The 18,287-nt window shown below is 53.3% G+C and carries 14 protein-coding genes; 4 read left to right on the forward strand and 10 right to left on the reverse strand.

The window, feature by feature from the left end:
• Positions 1–66: 66 nt before the first annotated feature.
• On the reverse strand, positions 67–1,524 hold the full coding sequence (locus tag C7433_RS09020) for an efflux transporter outer membrane subunit (RefSeq protein ID WP_110268041.1): 1,458 nt from the start codon (positions 1,522–1,524) through the stop codon (positions 67–69).
• 89 nt (positions 1,525–1,613) lie between these two features.
• Between C7433_RS09020 and C7433_RS09025 the strand changes: the two genes are divergently transcribed.
• The 4 genes from C7433_RS09025 to fabF all read left to right on the forward strand — a co-directional run bounded on the left by C7433_RS09025 (position 1,614) and on the right by fabF (position 7,869).
• Complete coding sequence (locus C7433_RS09025) at positions 1,614–2,228, forward strand: TetR/AcrR family transcriptional regulator (protein WP_110268042.1); 615 nt, start codon at positions 1,614–1,616, stop codon at positions 2,226–2,228.
• A gap of 74 nt (positions 2,229–2,302) precedes the next feature.
• On the forward strand, positions 2,303–3,418 hold the full coding sequence (locus C7433_RS09030; RefSeq protein WP_110268043.1) for an efflux RND transporter periplasmic adaptor subunit: 1,116 nt from the start codon (positions 2,303–2,305) through the stop codon (positions 3,416–3,418).
• A complete protein-coding gene (locus C7433_RS09035) occupies positions 3,411–6,497 on the forward strand; it encodes an efflux RND transporter permease subunit (protein ID WP_110268044.1) in 3,087 nt (1,028 codons plus the stop codon). Before C7433_RS09030 ends, C7433_RS09035 begins: the two co-directional genes overlap by 8 nt.
• An 85-nt stretch (positions 6,498–6,582) precedes the next feature.
• Entirely contained in the window at positions 6,583–7,869 is a 1,287-nt protein-coding gene (fabF, locus tag C7433_RS09040) for a beta-ketoacyl-ACP synthase II (protein ID WP_110268102.1), read from the forward strand.
• Positions 7,870–8,544: 675 nt separating this feature from the next.
• Here fabF and C7433_RS09045 read toward each other — a convergent pair.
• The 9 genes from C7433_RS09045 to C7433_RS09085 all read right to left on the reverse strand — a co-directional run bounded on the left by C7433_RS09045 (position 8,545) and on the right by C7433_RS09085 (position 18,044).
• On the reverse strand, positions 8,545–9,774 hold the full coding sequence (locus C7433_RS09045; protein WP_110268045.1) for an STY4528 family pathogenicity island replication protein: 1,230 nt from the start codon (positions 9,772–9,774) through the stop codon (positions 8,545–8,547).
• Positions 9,775–9,852: 78 nt separating this feature from the next.
• Complete coding sequence (locus tag C7433_RS09050) at positions 9,853–10,083, reverse strand: hypothetical protein (RefSeq protein WP_110268046.1); 231 nt, start codon at positions 10,081–10,083, stop codon at positions 9,853–9,855.
• On the reverse strand, positions 10,083–10,679 hold the full coding sequence (locus C7433_RS09055; RefSeq protein ID WP_110268047.1) for a DUF2857 domain-containing protein: 597 nt from the start codon (positions 10,677–10,679) through the stop codon (positions 10,083–10,085). Before C7433_RS09055 ends, C7433_RS09050 begins: the two co-directional genes overlap by 1 nt.
• A gap of 84 nt (positions 10,680–10,763) precedes the next feature.
• The gene (locus C7433_RS09060) at positions 10,764–11,507 is read right to left on the reverse strand and encodes a DUF2786 domain-containing protein (RefSeq protein ID WP_110268048.1); all 744 of its coding nucleotides are present in this window, start codon (positions 11,505–11,507) and stop codon (positions 10,764–10,766) included.
• A complete protein-coding gene (locus tag C7433_RS09065; RefSeq protein WP_110268049.1) occupies positions 11,497–11,754 on the reverse strand; it encodes a TraR/DksA C4-type zinc finger protein in 258 nt (85 codons plus the stop codon). The genes C7433_RS09060 and C7433_RS09065 overlap by 11 nt, the downstream gene beginning before the upstream one ends.
• Complete coding sequence (locus C7433_RS09070; RefSeq protein ID WP_110268050.1) at positions 11,747–13,459, reverse strand: ParB family protein; 1,713 nt, start codon at positions 13,457–13,459, stop codon at positions 11,747–11,749. The genes C7433_RS09065 and C7433_RS09070 overlap by 8 nt, the downstream gene beginning before the upstream one ends.
• On the reverse strand, positions 13,456–14,820 hold the full coding sequence (gene dnaB-PI / locus C7433_RS09075) for an SPI-7-type island replicative DNA helicase (protein ID WP_110268051.1): 1,365 nt from the start codon (positions 14,818–14,820) through the stop codon (positions 13,456–13,458). Before dnaB-PI ends, C7433_RS09070 begins: the two co-directional genes overlap by 4 nt.
• Positions 14,813–15,727 (reverse strand): ParA family protein, encoded by a 915-nt coding sequence (locus C7433_RS09080; RefSeq protein ID WP_110268052.1) that lies wholly within the window; start codon positions 15,725–15,727, stop codon positions 14,813–14,815. Before C7433_RS09080 ends, dnaB-PI begins: the two co-directional genes overlap by 8 nt.
• A gap of 1,321 nt (positions 15,728–17,048) precedes the next feature.
• The gene (locus C7433_RS09085) at positions 17,049–18,044 is read right to left on the reverse strand and encodes a glycosyltransferase (RefSeq protein WP_110268053.1); all 996 of its coding nucleotides are present in this window, start codon (positions 18,042–18,044) and stop codon (positions 17,049–17,051) included.
• Between the last annotated feature and the right edge of the window lie 243 nt (positions 18,045–18,287).

Consider the following 18,287-nt stretch of genomic DNA (forward strand, 5'->3'; position numbering starts at 1 on the left):
GGGTCCGCTTCTGCACAAAGCGGGCAGGAGGTCCGCTATGAGCGAAAAACGGACATTTCCCGTAACTTATCGAGCATCAGCGCTAACCGCAGGTGACTGCCAGCCGCCGCCCAGTGCCCGAAAAGCAGCGACAGCTGCGCGCGCGCTCTCGATCTGAGCTTGTGCTCTGGCGTCTGAAGCCTGCAGAAGATTTTGATCATCATGTAAGACATCGATCAGGCTTGCGGTACCCTGTTTCCATGCGATAAAAGAAGACTGGCGCGCCCCGGACAGTGCGGTTACTCCTCTGGTCAGCGTTACGGTCTGCATTTCACTGTTAATCAGTAACGAGAACGCATTTTCAACGTCCTCACTGGCACGCAGTACTGTCAACCGATAAGCCGCAAGAGCCTCGGCTTCCTGGCCTTTAGCCTGAGCTATCTGTGCATTAATTCGCCCGAAATCGAAGAGCCGCCAGCGCAGACCCAGTACGCCGGCAGCCTGGCTGGCCCCGCCTGAGAAAAGATTCCCTCCGGATACCGACGTTGCGCTGCCAAGTAAGGCACCGAGGGAAAACTTCGGATAATACTCGCTTACAGCGACACCGATACGCGCATTTGAGGCCGCGAGATTACGCTCTGCAACAATAATGTCCGGTCTGCGACGTAACAGATCAGCCGGCGTTCCTGTAGAGGTTATCTGCGGGGCCTGCGGGATGACTCCCGGCAACGCTAACTGCTTACGATGAGTACCCGGAGGAGTACCAAGCATAACGTCCAATGCATTCATTGCGACATCAAGCCCTGTGCGGAGAACCGGCACGGTTGCCTGCACCTGCGTCAGGGCCCCTTCGGTCTGTCGAACCTGATACCCGGGGGCCAGTCCTTTTGTCTGAAGGAGTTTGACCTTTTCCAGCAGCGCCTGCTCCGTCCGGACCTGTTTTTCAGCGATGTCCAGCCGGGTCTGTAACCCGCGCAGGGTGATATAGAGATCAGCAGTCCGGGCGGCAACAGCAAGGCGGGTGACAATCACCCCCGCTTCAGAAGCCTGATAATCAGCCAGAGCAGCCTCGCGACCGCGACGCAGTCCACCAAAAAGATCAATTTCCCAGCCTGCGTTAAGATCGGTTTCATAGCTGCTGCCGTAACGATTAAAATCCGGTGTTGAGCTGAGAACCTGACCCAGCGGGGTTTCGGTTGACTGATATGTCCGGCCCGCCTGCACACTGACGTTTGCTGATGGCAACAGTGCGGCTGTGGCCGTGCTTAGTCCGGCATCTGATTGTGCCATCCGGGCGGTTGCCTGTGCGAGGTCCAGATTCTGCGCCAGCGCATCTGCAATGAGACTGCTTAGCAAAGGGTCATTAAATCCTTCCCACCACCGCGCAAAGCTGGCAGGCCGGGAAGCGTTTCTCTTCAGTACAGCAGACTCAGTAATATAATGTTCAGCAAGCGGTACATCCGGCCTGTGATAATCCGGTCCGACTGCGCAACCGGTCAGTAAACCGGCGCTCAGCATCAGTACGAAGGGATGTAAAGGGAACATAAATATTCCTTGAGACACTCTTAATTTGTGACTAAATTACCAAATGGTCACTCGTTGTCAACCGACAATTGTTACGTTAAGCTGGAAAAATGAATAAGCAAACAACGACTCACCCCGGCAGGGGGCCCTCAGAACATACTATCCGTGACCAGGTGGTCGCAGCCGCGACTGAACACTTCGCCCATTTTGGTTATGAGAAAACCACCGTATCCGATCTGGCAAAGTCGATAGGCTTCTCGAAGGCATACATATACAAGTTTTTCGATTCTAAACAGGCAATTGGCGAACAGATTTGCTCTAACCGCCTGAGTATGATCATGGACATTGTTAATGCAGCCATTGCCGACGCCCCGACGGGATCTGAAAAGATGAGGCAGATGCTGAAGGCCCTGACGCAGGCCGGAAGCGACCTGTTTTTTCACGATCGAAAGCTTTATGACATTGCTGCCGTTGCCGCCCGGGATAAATGGCCATCGGCAGCGCTGCATGAAGAACGTATCCGGCAAGCCATTGAAAATATTATTCTTGAAGGGAGAGTTGCCGGAGAGTTCGAGCGGAAAACCCCTCTGGATGAAGCATCGCAGGCTGTTTTTCTGGTCATGAGGCCCTATATCAGCCCGGTTCAGCTGCAGTACAACCTCGATACGGCTGAGTCTGCTGCAGTGCTCCTTTCGTCGCTTATCTTAAGAAGCCTCTCTCCCTGATTTGTGACCATTGACATTTATGGTCACAAGAATAAGAATGCGGTTACCATCTTTTCACTGTATTCAGGTAACCCATGCTCAGGATTAAACCTGTCAATTTAGCTGTCTGCCTGTTGCCGCTGGCCTTGGTGGCCTGTGGTGACAAATCCGGCACCGATGACCCACGTACTCAGCCGCCCCTGGTAAGGGCTGTAAACGTGGCTGATGCTGATAATAATGTCCGTTCATTTACCGGTGTGGTGGTTGCGCGAACACAAAGCGACCTTGGCTTCAGGGTACAGGGTAAAATCCTGGAGCGCCTCGTAGATACGGGCCAGACGGTTAAACGCGGACAGCCGCTGATGCGCCTCGATCCTGCCGATCTCGGCCTCCAGGCACAGGCTCAGCAGCAGGCAGTCAGTGCTGCACGCGTACGCGTCAGGCAAACCTCTCTGGACGAAGCGCGTTACCGTGGCCTGGTTGCAGCAGGTGCTGTTTCAGCATCAGCTTACGATCAGGTCAGGGCCGCCGCAGATACAGCAAAAGCAGACCTCAGCGCTGCGCAGGCACAGGCTGACGTTGCGCAGAATGCAAAAAGCTATGCTGTTCTGCTGGCTGATGCTGATGGCGTGGTTATGGAGACGCTTGCTGAACCGGGTCAGGTTGTCAGTGCAGGGCAGCCGGTAATCAGGCTGGCCCGGGCGGGGCAACGCGAAGCCCTTGTACAGCTGCCTGAAACGCTAAGACCGGTCCCCGGAAGTAAGGCTGAAGCGACGCTGTACGGCGATAAGAATCAGTCAGTCAGTGCCCGGCTTCGCGTGCTTTCCGATGCTGCCGATCCCTTAGCCCGCACCTTTGAAGCACGATATGTGCTAGAGGGCGCGCTGGCCAACGCACCGCTGGGTGCTACCGTTACACTGCATATCGCTGACGGGAAGGTTTCCCGCGAGATAATGCAGGTACCCATAGCCGCACTCTTTGACCCGGGCAAAGGCCCGGGAGTGTGGGTGATCACCGGTGAGCCTGCCCGTGTATCGTGGCGGGCTGTGCAGTTAGAAGGCATTAGTGACGACACGGCCAGAGTTATCAGCGGGCTCAGTGCCGGCGAGGAAGTGGTAGCGCTTGGCGCTCACCTGCTGCATGACGGTGAAACTGTTCGCGTGGCGCGTCAGGGTGATGGGAGCATTGCCGGAGGCCAGCCACATGAGTAACTCGCGTTTCAATCTCTCCGCGCTCGCCGTCCGTGAACGCTCGATTACGTTATTCCTGATCATTCTGATCACAGTCGCGGGCATCATGTCTTTTTTTGAACTGGGCCGGGCAGAAGATCCGCCGTTTACCGTCAAACAGATGACAGTCATTACAGTGTGGCCGGGTGCAACGGCGCAGGTAATGCAGGATCAGGTCGCAGAACCACTTGAAAAGCGGTTGCAGGAGCTTAAATGGTACGACCGGACGGAGACCTATACCCGCGCGGGGATGGCGTTCACCATGCTGTCGCTGCAGGACAGTACCCCACCCTCACAGGTGCAGGAAGAGTTTTATCAGGCGCGAAAAAAACTGGGGGATGAAGCTAAAAACCTGCCTGCAGGCGTCATTGGTCCCATGGTCAACGACGAATTTTCAGATGTCACCTTTTCCCTGTTTGCTCTGAAAGCAAAAGGTGAGCCTCAGCGTTTACTGGTGCGCGATGCAGAATCACTGCGCCAGCGGCTTCTTCACGTGCCGGGCGTAAAAAAGGTCAACATCATTGGTGAGCAGACTGAACGCATCTTTGTCTCTTTTTCCCATGACAGGCTGGCCACATTGGGCGTTTCGCCCCAGGACATATTTTCAGCGCTGAATAACCAGAATGTCCTGACGCCCGCGGGCTCAATTGATACCAAGGGCCCTCAGGTATTTATCCGACTTGACGGTGCTTTTAACAAACTGGAGCAGATTCGTAAAACGCCCGTTGTTGTTAATGGCAGAACGCTACTGCTGTCGGACATTGCCACCGTTGAACGCGGATATGAGGATCCCGCCACGTTTCTGATACGCAATCAGGGTGAACCTGCTCTTCTGCTTGGCATTATAATGCGGGAGGGGTGGAATGGCCTTGAACTGGGCAAGTCACTGGATGCGGAAGCGGCCAGCATCAACGCATCCATGCCGCTCGGCATGACGCTGACGAAAGTCACCGATCAGTCAGTCAACATCAGCTCTGCCGTCAATGAATTTATGATCAAATTCTTCGTTGCGCTGCTTGTGGTCATGGTGGTCTGCTTTGTCAGCATGGGCTGGCGTGTGGGGGTGGTGGTGGCCGCTGCCGTTCCTCTGACGCTTGCGGTCGTTTTCATGGTCATGGAAGCATCAGGTAAGAACTTCGACCGCATCACGCTGGGGTCACTCATCCTGGCGCTGGGACTTCTGGTGGACGATGCCATTATAGCGATTGAGATGATGGTCGTAAAAATGGAGGAGGGCTATGACCGGATTAAGGCCTCAGCCTATGCATGGAGTCATACTGCGGCCCCGATGCTGGCAGGAACACTGGTCACGGTCGTGGGCTTTATGCCTAACGGCTTCGCGCAGTCAACTGCGGGTGAATACACCAGTAACATGTTCTGGATAGTGGGTATTGCGTTGATAGCCTCCTGGGTCGTGGCCGTGGTTTTCACGCCTTACTTAGGCGTCAAAATGCTGCCGGAAATTAAAACGGTATCAGGTGGTCACGCCGCAATCTACGATACGCCGCGCTACAACCGTTTTCGCCGGTTACTGGCCCGCGTTGTCGCACGAAAATGGATAGTCGCCGGAACGGTCATCATTGTTTTTACTATAGCGATTCTCGGCATGGGACTGGTTAAGAAGCAGTTCTTCCCCACATCAGACCGTCCCGAGGTATTGATTGAGGTTCAGATGCCTTACGGCACCTCAATTGAGCAGACGAGTGCGACCACGGCGAAAATTGAGAACTGGCTGAAAAAGCAGAAAGAGGCAAAAATTGTCACCTCTTACATCGGGCAGGGCTCACCGCGCTTCTATCTGGCGATGGCACCGGAGCTTCCCGATCCGTCGTTTGCGAAGATTGTGGTTCTGACCGACAGCCAGGATGCCCGCGATATTCTCAAGGAACGGCTACGCGAAGCCGCAGCCAGCGGACTCGCTCCTGAAGCGCGTATCCGCGCAACGCAACTGGTCTTCGGTCCTTACTCTCCTTATCCGGTGGCTTACCGAGTGATGGGACCTGATCCCGACAAACTGCGTGAGATTGCAGCCGAAGTTGAGGCGGTCATGTTGGCCAGTCCCGTTATGAGGACCGTAAATACGGACTGGGGACAGCGCGTGCCTACGCTACACTTCTCGCTGAATCAGGATCGTCTTCAGGCAGTCGGACTGACTTCAAATGCCGTGGCGCAGCAACTCCAGTTCCTGCTCTCCGGCGTGCCCATTACGTCCGTTCGCGAAGACATCCGCTCCGTACAGGTAATGGGACGTGCAGCAGGTGATATCAGACTCGATCCTGCAAAAATAGCTGGATTTACCCTGGTGGGGTTGTCAGGCCAGCGCATTCCACTGTCACAGATTGGCGATGTTGAAGTAAGAATGGAAGATCCCGTACTGCGACGTCGCGACCGTACCCCGACGATTACCGTACGTGGTGATATTGCTGACAGTATGCAGCCGCCCGATGTTTCCACGGCAATCCTGAAACAATTACAGCCTGTCATTGACAAGCTTCCGGCCGGATACCGCATTGAGCAGGGTGGGCCGATTGAGGAGTCGGGTAAAGCCACTAAAGCAATGGCCCCGCTGTTCCCAATCATGATTGCCATTACGCTTCTGATTATCATTCTGCAGGTGCGGTCAATGTCAGCGATGGTGATGGTTTTTCTGACTGCACCACTGGGGCTGATTGGCGTTGTTCCGACGCTGCTGTTGTTTAGTCAGCCGTTCGGGATAAATGCGCTTGTCGGACTGATCGCACTGTCGGGGATTCTGATGCGCAACACATTAATCCTGATAGGGCAGATCCATCAAAATGAGCATGAAGGGCTGACACCCTTTGAGTCCGTCGTTGAAGCAACAATTCAGCGTGCCCGACCGGTATTGCTGACAGCAATGGCCGCCATTCTGGCCTTTATTCCTCTTACGCATTCTGTTTTCTGGGGGACACTGGCTTATACGCTGATAGGTGGAACATTTGCCGGCACCATCGTTACCCTGGTTTTCCTGCCTGCAATGTATGCCATATGGTTCAGGATACGCCCTGAAAACCAGAAATATGTGGAAGGTAAAGCCGAATAATAACCATTAACCGCAGGGGTAAACGTTCGCCTGCGTACTGGTTTATGTCATGACGCTATGCAAAAAAGAACATGAGGTTTCGACAATGAATAAGAATAATTCCGTACGAATAGTTATAACCGGCTGCGGTATTGTGAGCCCTTTAGGATGTGGTACGGAAACCGTCTGGCGAAGGCTTATTGAGGGTCGATCGGGAATAACAGTGCTTCCACCTGAAATCAGCGAGGGTACTGGCGTAACCGTTGCCGGACAGGTCCCTTCACTCGCAGAGGACCCTGACGCAGGTTATGAGCCAGAGCGGTATATTACTGCCAAAGAGCGAAAAAAAATGGATCGCTTCATTGAGTTTGCTCTCATTGCGGCTCAGGAAGCCCTGACACAGGCGGACTGGCAGCCAGATAATGAACACAAGAAAGAACGGACTGCAACAGTGATTGCATCCGGAGTAGGGGGATTCGGCGCGATTGCTGACGCAGTCAGAACGACCGACACACGCGGGCCACGCCGCTTATCCCCCTTCACTGCGCCCTCTTTTCTTGCAAATATGGCTGCAGGTCATGTCTCAATAAAGCATGGTTTCAGAGGGCCTATCGGTGCACCAATAACGGCATGTGCTGCGGGCGTGCAGGCCATCGGTGATGCGGCCAGGCTGATTAAAACGGGCGAAGCCGATATTGCGGTTTGTGGAGGTACAGAAGCTGCAATAGATCGCGTTACTCTGGGATGTTTTGCGGCAGCACGCGCGCTCTCCACAAATAATGGTGATAAGCCTGGCGAAGCGTCAAGACCGTTTGACACCGAACGAGACGGATTTGTGATGGCAGAAGGTGCCGGCATACTGGTTATCGAGTCTTTAGAGCATGCTCTCAGCCGGGGCGCAACGCCTCTGGCTGAACTGGTGGGATATGGCACCAGCGCTGATGCATGGCATCTCACTGCCGGCCCTGAAGACGGCAGCGGAGCCCGAAGAGCCATTGAGCTTGCCCTGTCTCAGGCAGATGTGAGTGCGGGTGATGTACAGCACATTAATGCTCATGCCACCTCAACAGTGGTTGGTGATAAAGGTGAGCTCTCGGCCATCCGGTCCGTATTTGGCAAATTCAGCAAAGTTGCCATTAGTTCGACCAAGTCGGCTACCGGGCATCTGCTGGGCGCGGCTGGCGGTATTGAGGCAATCTTTACCGTGCTTGCTCTACGGGACCAGGTTATACCGCCGACGCTGAATTTACATCATCCGGATGAGTCCGCGGAGGGTCTGGACCTGGTTGCATTAAAATCGCGTTATTCAGCCATCCGGCATGCGTTATCGAACGGATTTGGGTTTGGCGGTGTGAATGCCTGCCTTCTCTTTCGCCGGTGGGAAGCGGTTTAATCTGATTATCGTAATCGACAGGCGAAAAGCCAGCTAAAAGCCTGAGTACATGTTCTTAAATAGTATTCCTGGACGTTAAACTCATAACGTAACAGTCAGGAGCCTCGGGTAAGAAAGCCTGTTGAGACAACGATTTATAAAGGGATCAGTGAAGCAATCGCGTTATCAGTTGGCCCGTAAAATGCAGTTGCCGGTAATCAGTTTAAGGCATCAGAAAGCTGAGCCAGTAAAATGACCGGCAAATTTTCTGTCTTCAGATAATAAATGGTCAGGAGCTGAATTTACCTGCCCCTCCGGGTATGCTTTTTTTGCTCTGAAGACCCGTTATTTATCCTCAAGATTTAAACCTCAGTAATGAGTAACTCACGCCATCATTAATGTCCGCTTCTGGCACAGAGCGGACATGCTGACTGAGCTGGAGGTACGTTATGAGCGAGAAGCGGACGTTCGAAGTTATCCAACAGTAAATGAAGAATTGCTAATGAAGCAGCGTGTTAATTTAAAGGGAGCAGGTCACTGCTGCATCACCCGCCCATTAGCACCGTAGTGTATTTTCTTCAGTGGCATTCTCCACCGGCATAACGATAATCACGGGTATGCAGTCTTAACTGGCAAGCTGGTACTGAGCTTAAATCTGCTGCTTATTTTTTGATCTTGCTGCGCCCCGCAGCAAGATTACTTTTCAACCAGTTGATTACAGTTTTTTTTTACGAACTGTTGCCTTATGGCGGCAATAGCCGCGCTGATTTGCTCAGCAGACGCTCGGTTCTCAGGCAGGACGGGAGCAGTATTCTTTGAAACGGCGACCGATCTAGGCCGATCTGCGACATTGTTGGTATGAGATGTAGTCCCTTGTGCAGAGGGTTTCACAGGGGCTTCAGAAGCCCGGAATTCGCCATTCCTAGCACGTTTCAGCATGGCAAACATCCAGCCCGCCGGGTTTGCCAGGCGACCACTGCGCAGTTGGTTCTGCAGCAAGCCGCTCAGTCCTTCAGCCACCGGCACCGGCAGCGCTCCGAACTGCTGGCTCACCATCTGGCGGTCTTCGCTGCTCAGCACGGCCAGAAAACTGTCAGGCAGAACCGGCTTGTCAGCAACGTACGTTTCTTTAATCACACTCTGTGTGAAAGAACGTACGTTACGGTTCGAATTTCGAACTCTGGTATAAGTAGCTGATTTCAGGCTAAGTTCGGATCCCGAACTCAGTGTTTCTGGGCATTTTTCAGCAGATCCCTGACTGAGTTCGTTTTTCGAACCCGGTCGTGCCGTGCCGCTTTTACGCTTCATGGCCAGCGGCGTTGACGGAGCATTCAGGCGGCTTTCAATCAACGCAAGGCGGCTGTGGCGATGGCGCATTCCCGTGTCCTGCAGAATGTCGTTAACAATGGTCAGCGCCGTCATGCGCACGGATTTGTTCTTACTCTGGCAGCTCTGCTCAACCAGCGTCAGCCAGCCCGGGTCGAAGGTCTCCGCATCACGGTAGCCCAGAGGTTCATCGTGCTGGGCATAGATGTTGCCACGCACCCGGCCGCCCTCGTCGCGCACCTTTTTGCACAGGCTTATCCAGCCCGTAAGCCTTAGCATCAGCAGTGTACGGCTCACGGTTTCACGCGAGGCTTTGTCCGAATGTGCTGAGGCAAGCTGTGCCTGCAGTTCGTCATAGGTCGGAAACACCGCTCCCTCATTCTGCTGAGCGTAAAGGCGTACCATCACCCAGGCGGTTTTATCGAGCGGCGACAGGCGCGTGTCGAGAAATAAACGGCGGGGAAACGCGTCGTGGACGTTGCCCATAAACAGCAGGCCGCTCCGTTCCTGGCCAGCGTCGCCGCTCACTGCCCTGCGCTCGAGGCTTCTTTCCATGCGTGACAGCGTGTGCGCCACGATGCTGTCGGCGGGTATGTTCATTTTTTGTTCTCCTTTTTTACCTGAGACAGCACAGTGCCGGGATAAACCCGGCACTGTCTGGTCATCGCTGGTCGTCCGTTACCGGCGTATTTCACGGTTATATGTCTCATGGTCCATCAGCCACCACTGCCGGCCTCCGTCCTTGCTGAGCATCCGCCAGCAGGGGCCGACGTCAATTTTGAGGTAGCCGTTGAGGGTAAGCCGCCGGAACACCTTTTTGCCGCTGCAGAGCGCAAGGAACAGTTGCTGAGACCGGCGGCGAACCGACGGGGAAACCTGCTGACGCCGTGTAAAGTCGCTTAACCGCATCAGGCTTCCTTACGCAGCGTAGGTACTGAGGGAACCCGTTTTGATACCTCACGGCACCACTGGCAGACCTTCGTCCACACGGCGGTCAGCGACAGGCTGTGAAGCTCAGCCGCCAGCATCATCGCCTCCAGCGCCTTGTGTGATTCCGGCGACTCAATACCGGCGTTTTTCCACTCGTTCCACAGAAGCGCATCCTGCTCATCGGTCAGAGACTGCGTCCGGCCCTGACGGCTCTCAATGCCCATCAGCCGGCGACGGCTGCTCACATCAGAGGGTGACATGCCAAAGTATTTTTCCATCAGCTCCATAGAGCCGCCCAGCTCAAGGGCGCGGTCGATCATCAGCATACGGGCCTGCTCGTTGCGGGCCTGGTTGAGTATCAGCCAGAAGTTCTCATGGTTTAATTTGACGTCCAGGACGGACACCTTCGACTGACCTATGTAGTGAAGCTCGTCGAGGCTGAGGCCGCTGAGCGCACGAATTTCCTCAACGGACAGGCCCATCGATTCACAGCGACGTATGTTGCCGCTTTTGATGTCCATCAGCAGCGAGTTCAGAATGCTGGTTGTCGCGCCGGAAAGGGTGTTTTGATTCACAGACCACCTCCCGGGCACACCTGGCTGGTCAGTTGTATTGCATCAAAAAGCCAGCCTGACAGGCAGGCTCCCAGTAAGAGTGTGTTAATCATTGTGTGTGTCTCCCGCCGTAAGCTGCTTATTAGCCTGCGCCCCTGCTAGGCCGTGACTGAGTTCGGCCTGACGGCCTGCGAACCATCCTGCGTTTCTTGCCAGTAAGTCGCCGCGACAGCGTTTCGCCTCGCGCGTGACAAGCGCAGAGAAAGCCTGTCCCGAATGCCGCTGCGCCAGCCAGCGCTGCAGCAGCAGACTCTCATTGTCAGGCGTACTGAGAGACTGCAGAACCTGCCACACGCCGGAGACCCAGCCTTCACGGAACTGGTCGGCGCGACCGCGAAGCGTACTCTTCTTAATGCGCTGCCTGCGGTATGTCGACATGTGCGAATCAGTTGCCGCCCGCACTTTGCGCTGCAGGACGGTATAGATATAGAGGGCCAGCTCAGGACGTTCGCCGAAACCGTAGAAGTGGAGTGAACGACGGACCAGGTGCAACCCACCCGTGCTCACGTAAACGTACCAGCCGAACCAGCACCGGCAGCCTGTGGCCATGCACACCACAGTGGCCAGCGAGTGCATCCAGGCGGGCACTTTCTCGGCGTTACTGGTGAGTTGTTCGCAGACCGATTCACCTATCTCACTCAGCGTAATCTGGTCGTCAGTCAGGCCGTGACGGCGCATAAGCCGCTGGGCCAGCGCAACTGCCCGGGCGGCTTCATGGTCGTTGCTGTTCTGCGTCCCAAGCGACATCAGGCGACGGATGCGCCGGGTGAGTTTGGACTTATCTGCCATGACGACCCCTCCCGTTACCGCCCGCCATGTGGCGGCTCTTTTTCTCCTCGACGTACTGACAGTCGGCGCAGAGTTCAGCCCCCGGCATCGCACGCTGACGGGCCAGAGGAATGGCAGCACCGCAGCAGTCACAGAACTCGTTTGAGGGCCTGTCAGAACGGAGCCGGGACCGGACGGCGTCAATACCACGCTGAATGAATAAAGCCGTACTGGCCTGTGCCATTTCGTCATTCAGGTCATCAGACATTTTCTCCCCCTTTAGCGGCAAGGCGCTGCAGCTCACGCAGACGGCGAATGATGCGGATAAGGCGCATCATTTTGACCACCATGACATCGTTAAATACCGGTGTGTCAGCAGGTTCCTGTGAGCCAAAAAAATTCAGACAGAACATAAACATGTTGCACTGCTTATCAGGCAGACGACCAGAAAGGCCTGCAAGGAACAGGCTGAACTCACCACTGCTTCCGGATACGGAAAAACCGGCAGACTCAGCGCTTTTGTCCTCATTGATGTCGCTTACACAGCCCATCCCCTCAGCAATTTCGTAGACCAGCCGGTAAGCCATGTCCTGAAGATGTTCAACATCATCCTGCATAGCCGGGATCAGCCAGATGTCGCTGACCGGCTCCAGGCCGGTTTCGGCAAAGCTCACGGACCCGGCGGCTACCTGCACAGTGTCGTCCTGATCACTGAACGCAGAAACAAGAGAATGGCTGCCCGCAGAAACCAGATCAGCGCCGTGCTCACTGTTTGTGCTTACGGCATCACCGGTAATTACGGGGTGGCCTCCAAACAGGTCATTCTGGATTTCATTTCGCGGAAGCCTGACGGCGCTGATGCCGTTACTGTAGGGTAGCACGGTATGACCAGCTGGCTCAGGAGCCGGCTCTGGGCGGGTTGAACCCGTGAGGGTGCCTGAGCACAGACCTATGACGGGCATGATTGAAGTCGTGTCATCAGGCAGAACGGTAAGGGGAGCACTGTGCCCGCCGGAACGTTCCGGGAACGGGCTGAGGGTCAGTGATGGCATGGCCGGCGGCTCCCCAAACTGCTCGCGGCGTTTCTGCTCTTTCGGGTCGAGCTCAATCAGCCAGCGGTCATAGTTGAGGCTTTGGTGTGGAAGAGCTTTTAACAACTGGCCGATGAACTCATCTCTGAAAACTTCCAGGGAATAGCTGTCCGGTTCATCGAATACACGGCAGGTTTCGCCAAAAACGTCATCGAGAGTAACGCTGGGTTTGACGTCGCCACTGAAAGATTTCCAGACCTTCAGTGCGGAGGAACGCAGGCTTAGCAGCGGCATAACCTGTCCGCGACTCATTCCGCTTTCCAACATGCGGGGCATATAAGGGTAAATATAATTTAGCGTGTCTTCCATTCTACTGACACTTGAATTATCAATTGGATAACCTTCTTTACCCAACAATTCCGAAAGTTCCCTTAAGGTAACACTACGTCCTAACTGCTCTTCATAGATAACCCGGGCCTTATGAACACCAAAAGCTTTATCGATGAAGATGAGATCTCCCCTGACCTCATTTTCAGCCAGATGACCAATGAGGCATTTGAGGCGACCCGGCCAGGGTTTAAATATGGTGTGAACACGATAAAAGCGTTCATCGCCCGTTTCCTGCCAGAGCTCACACAGTATCTGATAGCGGGTATTCCCCCCATCGCTGAATATATAGACTCCATCACCGTCCGGATCTAATGTGACTTTAGGTACAGAGTCCAAACCGCGTGCGCGTACAGAAGCCTTGATATCTTCGTAACGGGGATTTTTTGCATTTCGGGGGTTGTCCGGATTGGGCCTGAGCTGATCAAGTGTCAGCACCATGGCCATTTCACTGACCGGTACGTGAGGCGAGACTGCATCGTCACTCTGCTGTACAGGCAATTTTCCCCGCTGCAGCATCGCAGTGCCCAGGTTCAGGTTGCGCACGTTACTCATGCGGACCTCCTGACATTGGTCTGGAGATTCTCAAAACGGGTGTAGCGCCCCTCAAAGCGCAGCCGCAGGGTGCCGGTTGGTCCCTGACGTTGTTTGCCGATAATAAGTTCAGCCAGGCCTTTGTCAGGGGAGTTTTCTTTGTAAACCTCGTCACGGTAAACAAAAATGATGACGTCAGCATCCTGCTCAAGCGCACCCGAGTCACGCAGGTCGCCATTGTTGGGCCTCTTATCAGCCCGGCTTTCCAGTGCACGATTGAGCTGAGAAAGTGCCACCACAGGACAGCCCATCTCTTTGGCCAGCGCCTTCAGCGAACGGGATATCTCTGCGATTTCCTGGGTGCGGTTTTCCTGATCCGGACAGCGCATGAGCTGAAGGTAGTCGAGACCTATGATGTCAGGGTTACCGTAGCGGCGGGCATTACGTCGTGCACGAACGCGAAGCATTGCCGGAGTCAGATCACTGGTGTCATCGATGAGCAGACGCTCTTTAATATCTTCTGTGAGTAATTTAAAGACATTCGATACGCGGGCCCAGTCCTCTTCGTCCATCATTCCGCTTTTCATACGGGTCAGGTCAACATTGCCAAGCGACGAGACCATGCGCATCAGAATTTGCTCTTTAGGCTGCTCTAGGCTGTAAAACTGGCCGTTGGATTCAGTATTTTTCATCAGAGAATTCATGATGATATTAATAAGGAACGCAGTCTTTCCCATGGAGGGGCGTGCGGCTACAAGAACAAGGTCACCAGGCTGAAGACCGCTTGTGAAAGCGTCCAACTCGTCGAAACCCGTCGGCGTGCCGGTGATGCCGTCAGGAGTCTGGCAGCGTCGTTCAAGCTCGGCCGCCAGTTTTTCCAGTCCGTCTATGATGGTCACGCCCTGCTGCGGTTCGGCCCGCTCTGCCAGCTGCGTGATTTTCCGCTCGGCCATTTCCATCGCGGCGGCGATGTCAGCGCCCGGCGCGGAGGCTGACGCATGTATCTCACTACCGATGGCTGCCAGCTGGCGCCCGCGACTGTACCGGGCCACAATGTCGCAGTAGTGTGAGATGTTGGCCAAGCTCGGGGTGTTTTTGGCAAGCTCAGCCAGGTAAGCAAAACCGCCCAGTTGCTCAAGCGAGTCCTTGCCCCGACTTTCAATGCTCTCGGTCAGCGTCAACAAGTCAATCGGCCTGCCTGCCGCCACGAGGCGTGACATCGCCCCGAAGATTTCCCTGTGAGCCTTATGAAAGAAATCATCGGAACCGAGACGCATGACAACCTCATCCCAACAGTCATTGTCCAGCATCAGGCCGCCAATGACGCTCTGTTCCGCGTCCAAAGCATACAGGCCCGGAATATTTCGGCGGTTATCAGACATGACACCCTCCGCTGACAGCAAAAGCGTCAAACCGCTCTTTAAACTCGGGAAACAGTTCGCAGGCAAGTTTATGCATGGAATCTAAAGCAGAATCACTCTTGCGGGATGTTTTCTTTTCAAGCCGGTGAACCGGTAATCCGGATGCATGGCCCTGCTTGTAAACATCCAGGTCATAAATGCGAGTCTGTAGCATCTCTATACGGATTTTGTCTGAATGCTGACTGTACCCCCCGCTGAGAATGATGCTTTCAGCCTGTACGACCGTGGTTTTAGCCAGAAGCGTATAATCCATGCAGTTCACGAGCATACGTATAGACGGAAGGTTAATACCAAAGGTCCGGTAAGGGAGAAGCTCCTCCATCAGTGCAACCGTACCTCGAAGGAACTCACGGACATCTGGCAGTACAGGTTTGACCATTCCTATCATTTCACCGCTGGCAGCCAGAATTATCAGCTCGGACATCACTGAGCGCGATCCCTGAGAATCAATCAGGATGACGTCATACTGGGTAAATACTGAATTTGACAGTGCATTGCGGAGACGAACGCGTCCGTCAGCAACATTAAGCATGTAGGTCGGAAGAAGGTTGCGGGGATCATTTGAAATGATGACATCCAGGTTGTTGATAGACGTGCGGGAAATAATGTTATCGCTGCTGGAAAGGTCGACAGTCTGCATGAGCAGTTCGTAGAGACCGCAGGGCGCTTCGTAAGTTAGAGGGTAGATACTGCTGGCGGTAGGCTGGGCATGGTCACCATCGATGATGAGAACTTTCAGACCTGCATCGGCCAGAAATCCACCAAGATTAGCTGTTTGAGTGGACTTACCTTCACCACCCTTTGTCGAGACGACAGGGATCACTTTAACCCTTGAAGGGTTTGCGCAAATTATTGATTTTGAATGCATTTAATCTTACCTGTTATTGAACAGGCTCGATTTAACATATTGATAACTTATGGCCGCGAAATTTAACATTGCGACACGGGGATTGAAAATCCCCGTGTCCCTGGTTCGATTCCGGGTTCGGGCACCACAAATTTGAAACCCTCGCTTCGGCGGGGGTTTTTGCGTTTTAGCACTCATAATGCGCCTTAGCACCGCCAGAAAGTGAATTTTCTACGTTCATCATGACCAGTCGCCCTTTCTGCATGACAGCCTGCCTGTAATAGCGGTTGCATTCGCCATCTCCTCCTCTGTAGTCATGCGCCCTTTCCTGTATTGGATTCAGAGGCGTTGCCTTTTAACAAGAAAAGCGATGATACATTTTTCACTGTTCAGGATTCGCCATGAACGCTTCGACCAGCATCAACATCGGCCTGCTGCTGTTCCCCGCAAAGACGCCTGGCGACACAAAAAGCGGCGGCCTGGCTGGGTGATAACCGATTGGCGTAAGCGATGGCTTTCAACTGTGCGACAACAAACGCTGTCACTGCCGCAACCAGAAAGCCACCAGTCATCTGACCCGCATGTCGTTGATTTCCCCCCTGCTCACCGCTTCGTGACGCACGGGCATCGGTAAGAATGAAAAAGACATTCCATGTTACTTACACTCTGAGAAGCATGTCGGGCTGACATCGTGCTGCTCAGCACGTTGAAGGCGCGTCTCTACGTCGAGCATTTCGGATCCCTCTGGCAATTCAGAGCTGAACTAAATGCGTTTTTTCATGGCGAACATGCAAAGACACCTGGGTGTGATCTTCAGTATGCTGACGTTATCTGATACGTGGCAGAAACGGAGCGGCCGACGAGACGGATAAGCGTTATGGACAGCAGATATTTTCTGAGGTCGTCAGCACGATTCGGGCGCGTGGCCATAACTTCCACTCAGACGTGCTGAGAAGTCACACCCGGGCCTGCCAGTGCTGTGACGCGTCGGGAATAGTGCACCTTAAAGGAAACGCTTTCACGCAGCGACTCAGCAGGTTGCGTCGGCTATTCCGGGCCTGAAGGTCAATGCATAACGCCATCTCCAGCCTCGCCTTGCGTTTGCGCGCGGTCATCTTCGTTATGACGTTCACGATCAGGCTGCGGAATGAATGCAATGCCTGCCCTGCATCGGGGACCGGCGCGACAGTGAAAACGCGGCCCCTTTTCAGCATTGCGAAATTTGACCCAACGTGGAATAGCAAAATACTGACGCGATGACAGAGCCCCCTACGGAAATTCACCTCGCCAAAATATGCGCCATTTCCGTCGAGGGCCCGACACTGAATGACAAAGCCGGAAGTTAAAAAAACCGTAATCTGAATAGCATATACAACACCAGATAAGCCACTCTGGCATTCACATTCATGACGTGGTACTTCACTTTCTCGCTTCTGTTTAATAATGCCAGTACGTTTGCCGGATAGCGTTTCTCTTTGATGCGTTTAATGCTTTTCCGGATTTCATTAATGTTAAGCGTGGTGTAATACATGGCGGTAACGATTTGCATATCGAGGGTGAGCTTACGTTTGGTGACACCAGTAGAGAAAAGCGACAAATCCTCGTTTTTATACTTAACAAATAACCTTTCATACAGATCAGTCAGGTAACGCTTACGATCCAGCAATTCTTCATACGGGACGCGTCTTTTCGACAGCGAGTTTTCCACATCATCATAGTGATAAGATGCACTGTCAAAAATAAACAGATTATCGACATAGTAAAGACAGTTGAGATTAAACAGCAGGTCTTCACTCATCGATATCCCTTTAGTGAAGCGGAGCTGGTGATCCTCAAGCAACTTTCTTCTGTAGCACTTGTTATGGAGATAGCCAATGTTATCACTTAACTCAAGCTCATCCAGCACAGCAGGAATAGACTGATGGCCGAAATGGCCGTAGGTGGAAAGGCTACCCACGCGCGAGCACCTGAGGTTCCCCACCAGTAAATCAACAGGTTGTGAAACGCTCTGAGAAAGGTGCTGATGAAACATAGCCAGAAAGTCATCATCAACCCAGTCATCAGCATCAACAAAAATAACGTATTCTCCCGTAGCCACTTCCAGGCCTGCATTTCGCGCTGCGCTGACGCCGGCATTACTCTGCGAGATAACATTAAAATTTTTATAGTGTTTAAATTCATCAAGAACAGAGGCGCAGTTATCTTTACTGCCATCATTCACCAGGATAACTTCATAATCTTTGCATGTCTGAAGGAGAAGACTTTGCAGGGTACGCATAATCGTCTTTTCAGCATTATAAACAGGTATTATTATACTGAATAAATATTTATCATTCATTTCAAAACCTCGTAACCAGCCCTAATGCCTGCCGCCCTTAAAAAGGCGAAAAAGATAATGAAAATAAAAGCCTTTCCTTTTCCTGATAACCGAAAAGAAAATAAGCATCTAATTATTTATTAACCCACTCTAAGATTATAAAAGCGCGAAATTAAACTGACCGTAAACGGGCATTATTCGGATCATGAAGATACGCTTTCATTTTTATTAAGCGATAATTAAAAAAACGAACAGGCAGGGTAC

This window comes from Pantoea sp. PNA 03-3 (assembly GCF_003201175.1).
Classification (GTDB): Bacteria; Pseudomonadota; Gammaproteobacteria; order Enterobacterales; family Enterobacteriaceae; genus Pantoea; species Pantoea stewartii.

What these genes read in the sequence shown, in the direction of transcription:
- C7433_RS09020 (WP_110268041.1), bottom strand. Translation starts at nt 1,524, where the DNA reads ATGTTCCCTTTACATCCCTTCGTACTGATGCTGAGCGCCGGTTTACTG.
- C7433_RS09025 (WP_110268042.1), top strand. Translation starts at nt 1,614, where the DNA reads ATGAATAAGCAAACAACGACTCACCCCGGCAGGGGGCCCTCAGAACAT.
- C7433_RS09030 (WP_110268043.1), top strand. Translation starts at nt 2,303, where the DNA reads ATGCTCAGGATTAAACCTGTCAATTTAGCTGTCTGCCTGTTGCCGCTG.
- C7433_RS09035 (WP_110268044.1), top strand. Translation starts at nt 3,411, where the DNA reads ATGAGTAACTCGCGTTTCAATCTCTCCGCGCTCGCCGTCCGTGAACGC.
- fabF (WP_110268102.1), top strand. Translation starts at nt 6,583, where the DNA reads ATGAATAAGAATAATTCCGTACGAATAGTTATAACCGGCTGCGGTATT.
- C7433_RS09045 (WP_110268045.1), bottom strand. Translation starts at nt 9,774, where the DNA reads ATGAACATACCCGCCGACAGCATCGTGGCGCACACGCTGTCACGCATG.
- C7433_RS09050 (WP_110268046.1), bottom strand. Translation starts at nt 10,083, where the DNA reads ATGCGGTTAAGCGACTTTACACGGCGTCAGCAGGTTTCCCCGTCGGTT.
- C7433_RS09060 (WP_110268048.1), bottom strand. Translation starts at nt 11,507, where the DNA reads ATGGCAGATAAGTCCAAACTCACCCGGCGCATCCGTCGCCTGATGTCG.
- C7433_RS09065 (WP_110268049.1), bottom strand. Translation starts at nt 11,754, where the DNA reads ATGTCTGATGACCTGAATGACGAAATGGCACAGGCCAGTACGGCTTTA.
- C7433_RS09070 (WP_110268050.1), bottom strand. Translation starts at nt 13,459, where the DNA reads ATGAGTAACGTGCGCAACCTGAACCTGGGCACTGCGATGCTGCAGCGG.
- dnaB-PI (WP_110268051.1), bottom strand. Translation starts at nt 14,820, where the DNA reads ATGTCTGATAACCGCCGAAATATTCCGGGCCTGTATGCTTTGGACGCG.
- C7433_RS09080 (WP_110268052.1), bottom strand. Translation starts at nt 15,727, where the DNA reads ATGCATTCAAAATCAATAATTTGCGCAAACCCTTCAAGGGTTAAAGTG.
- C7433_RS09085 (WP_110268053.1), bottom strand. Translation starts at nt 18,044, where the DNA reads ATGAATGATAAATATTTATTCAGTATAATAATACCTGTTTATAATGCT.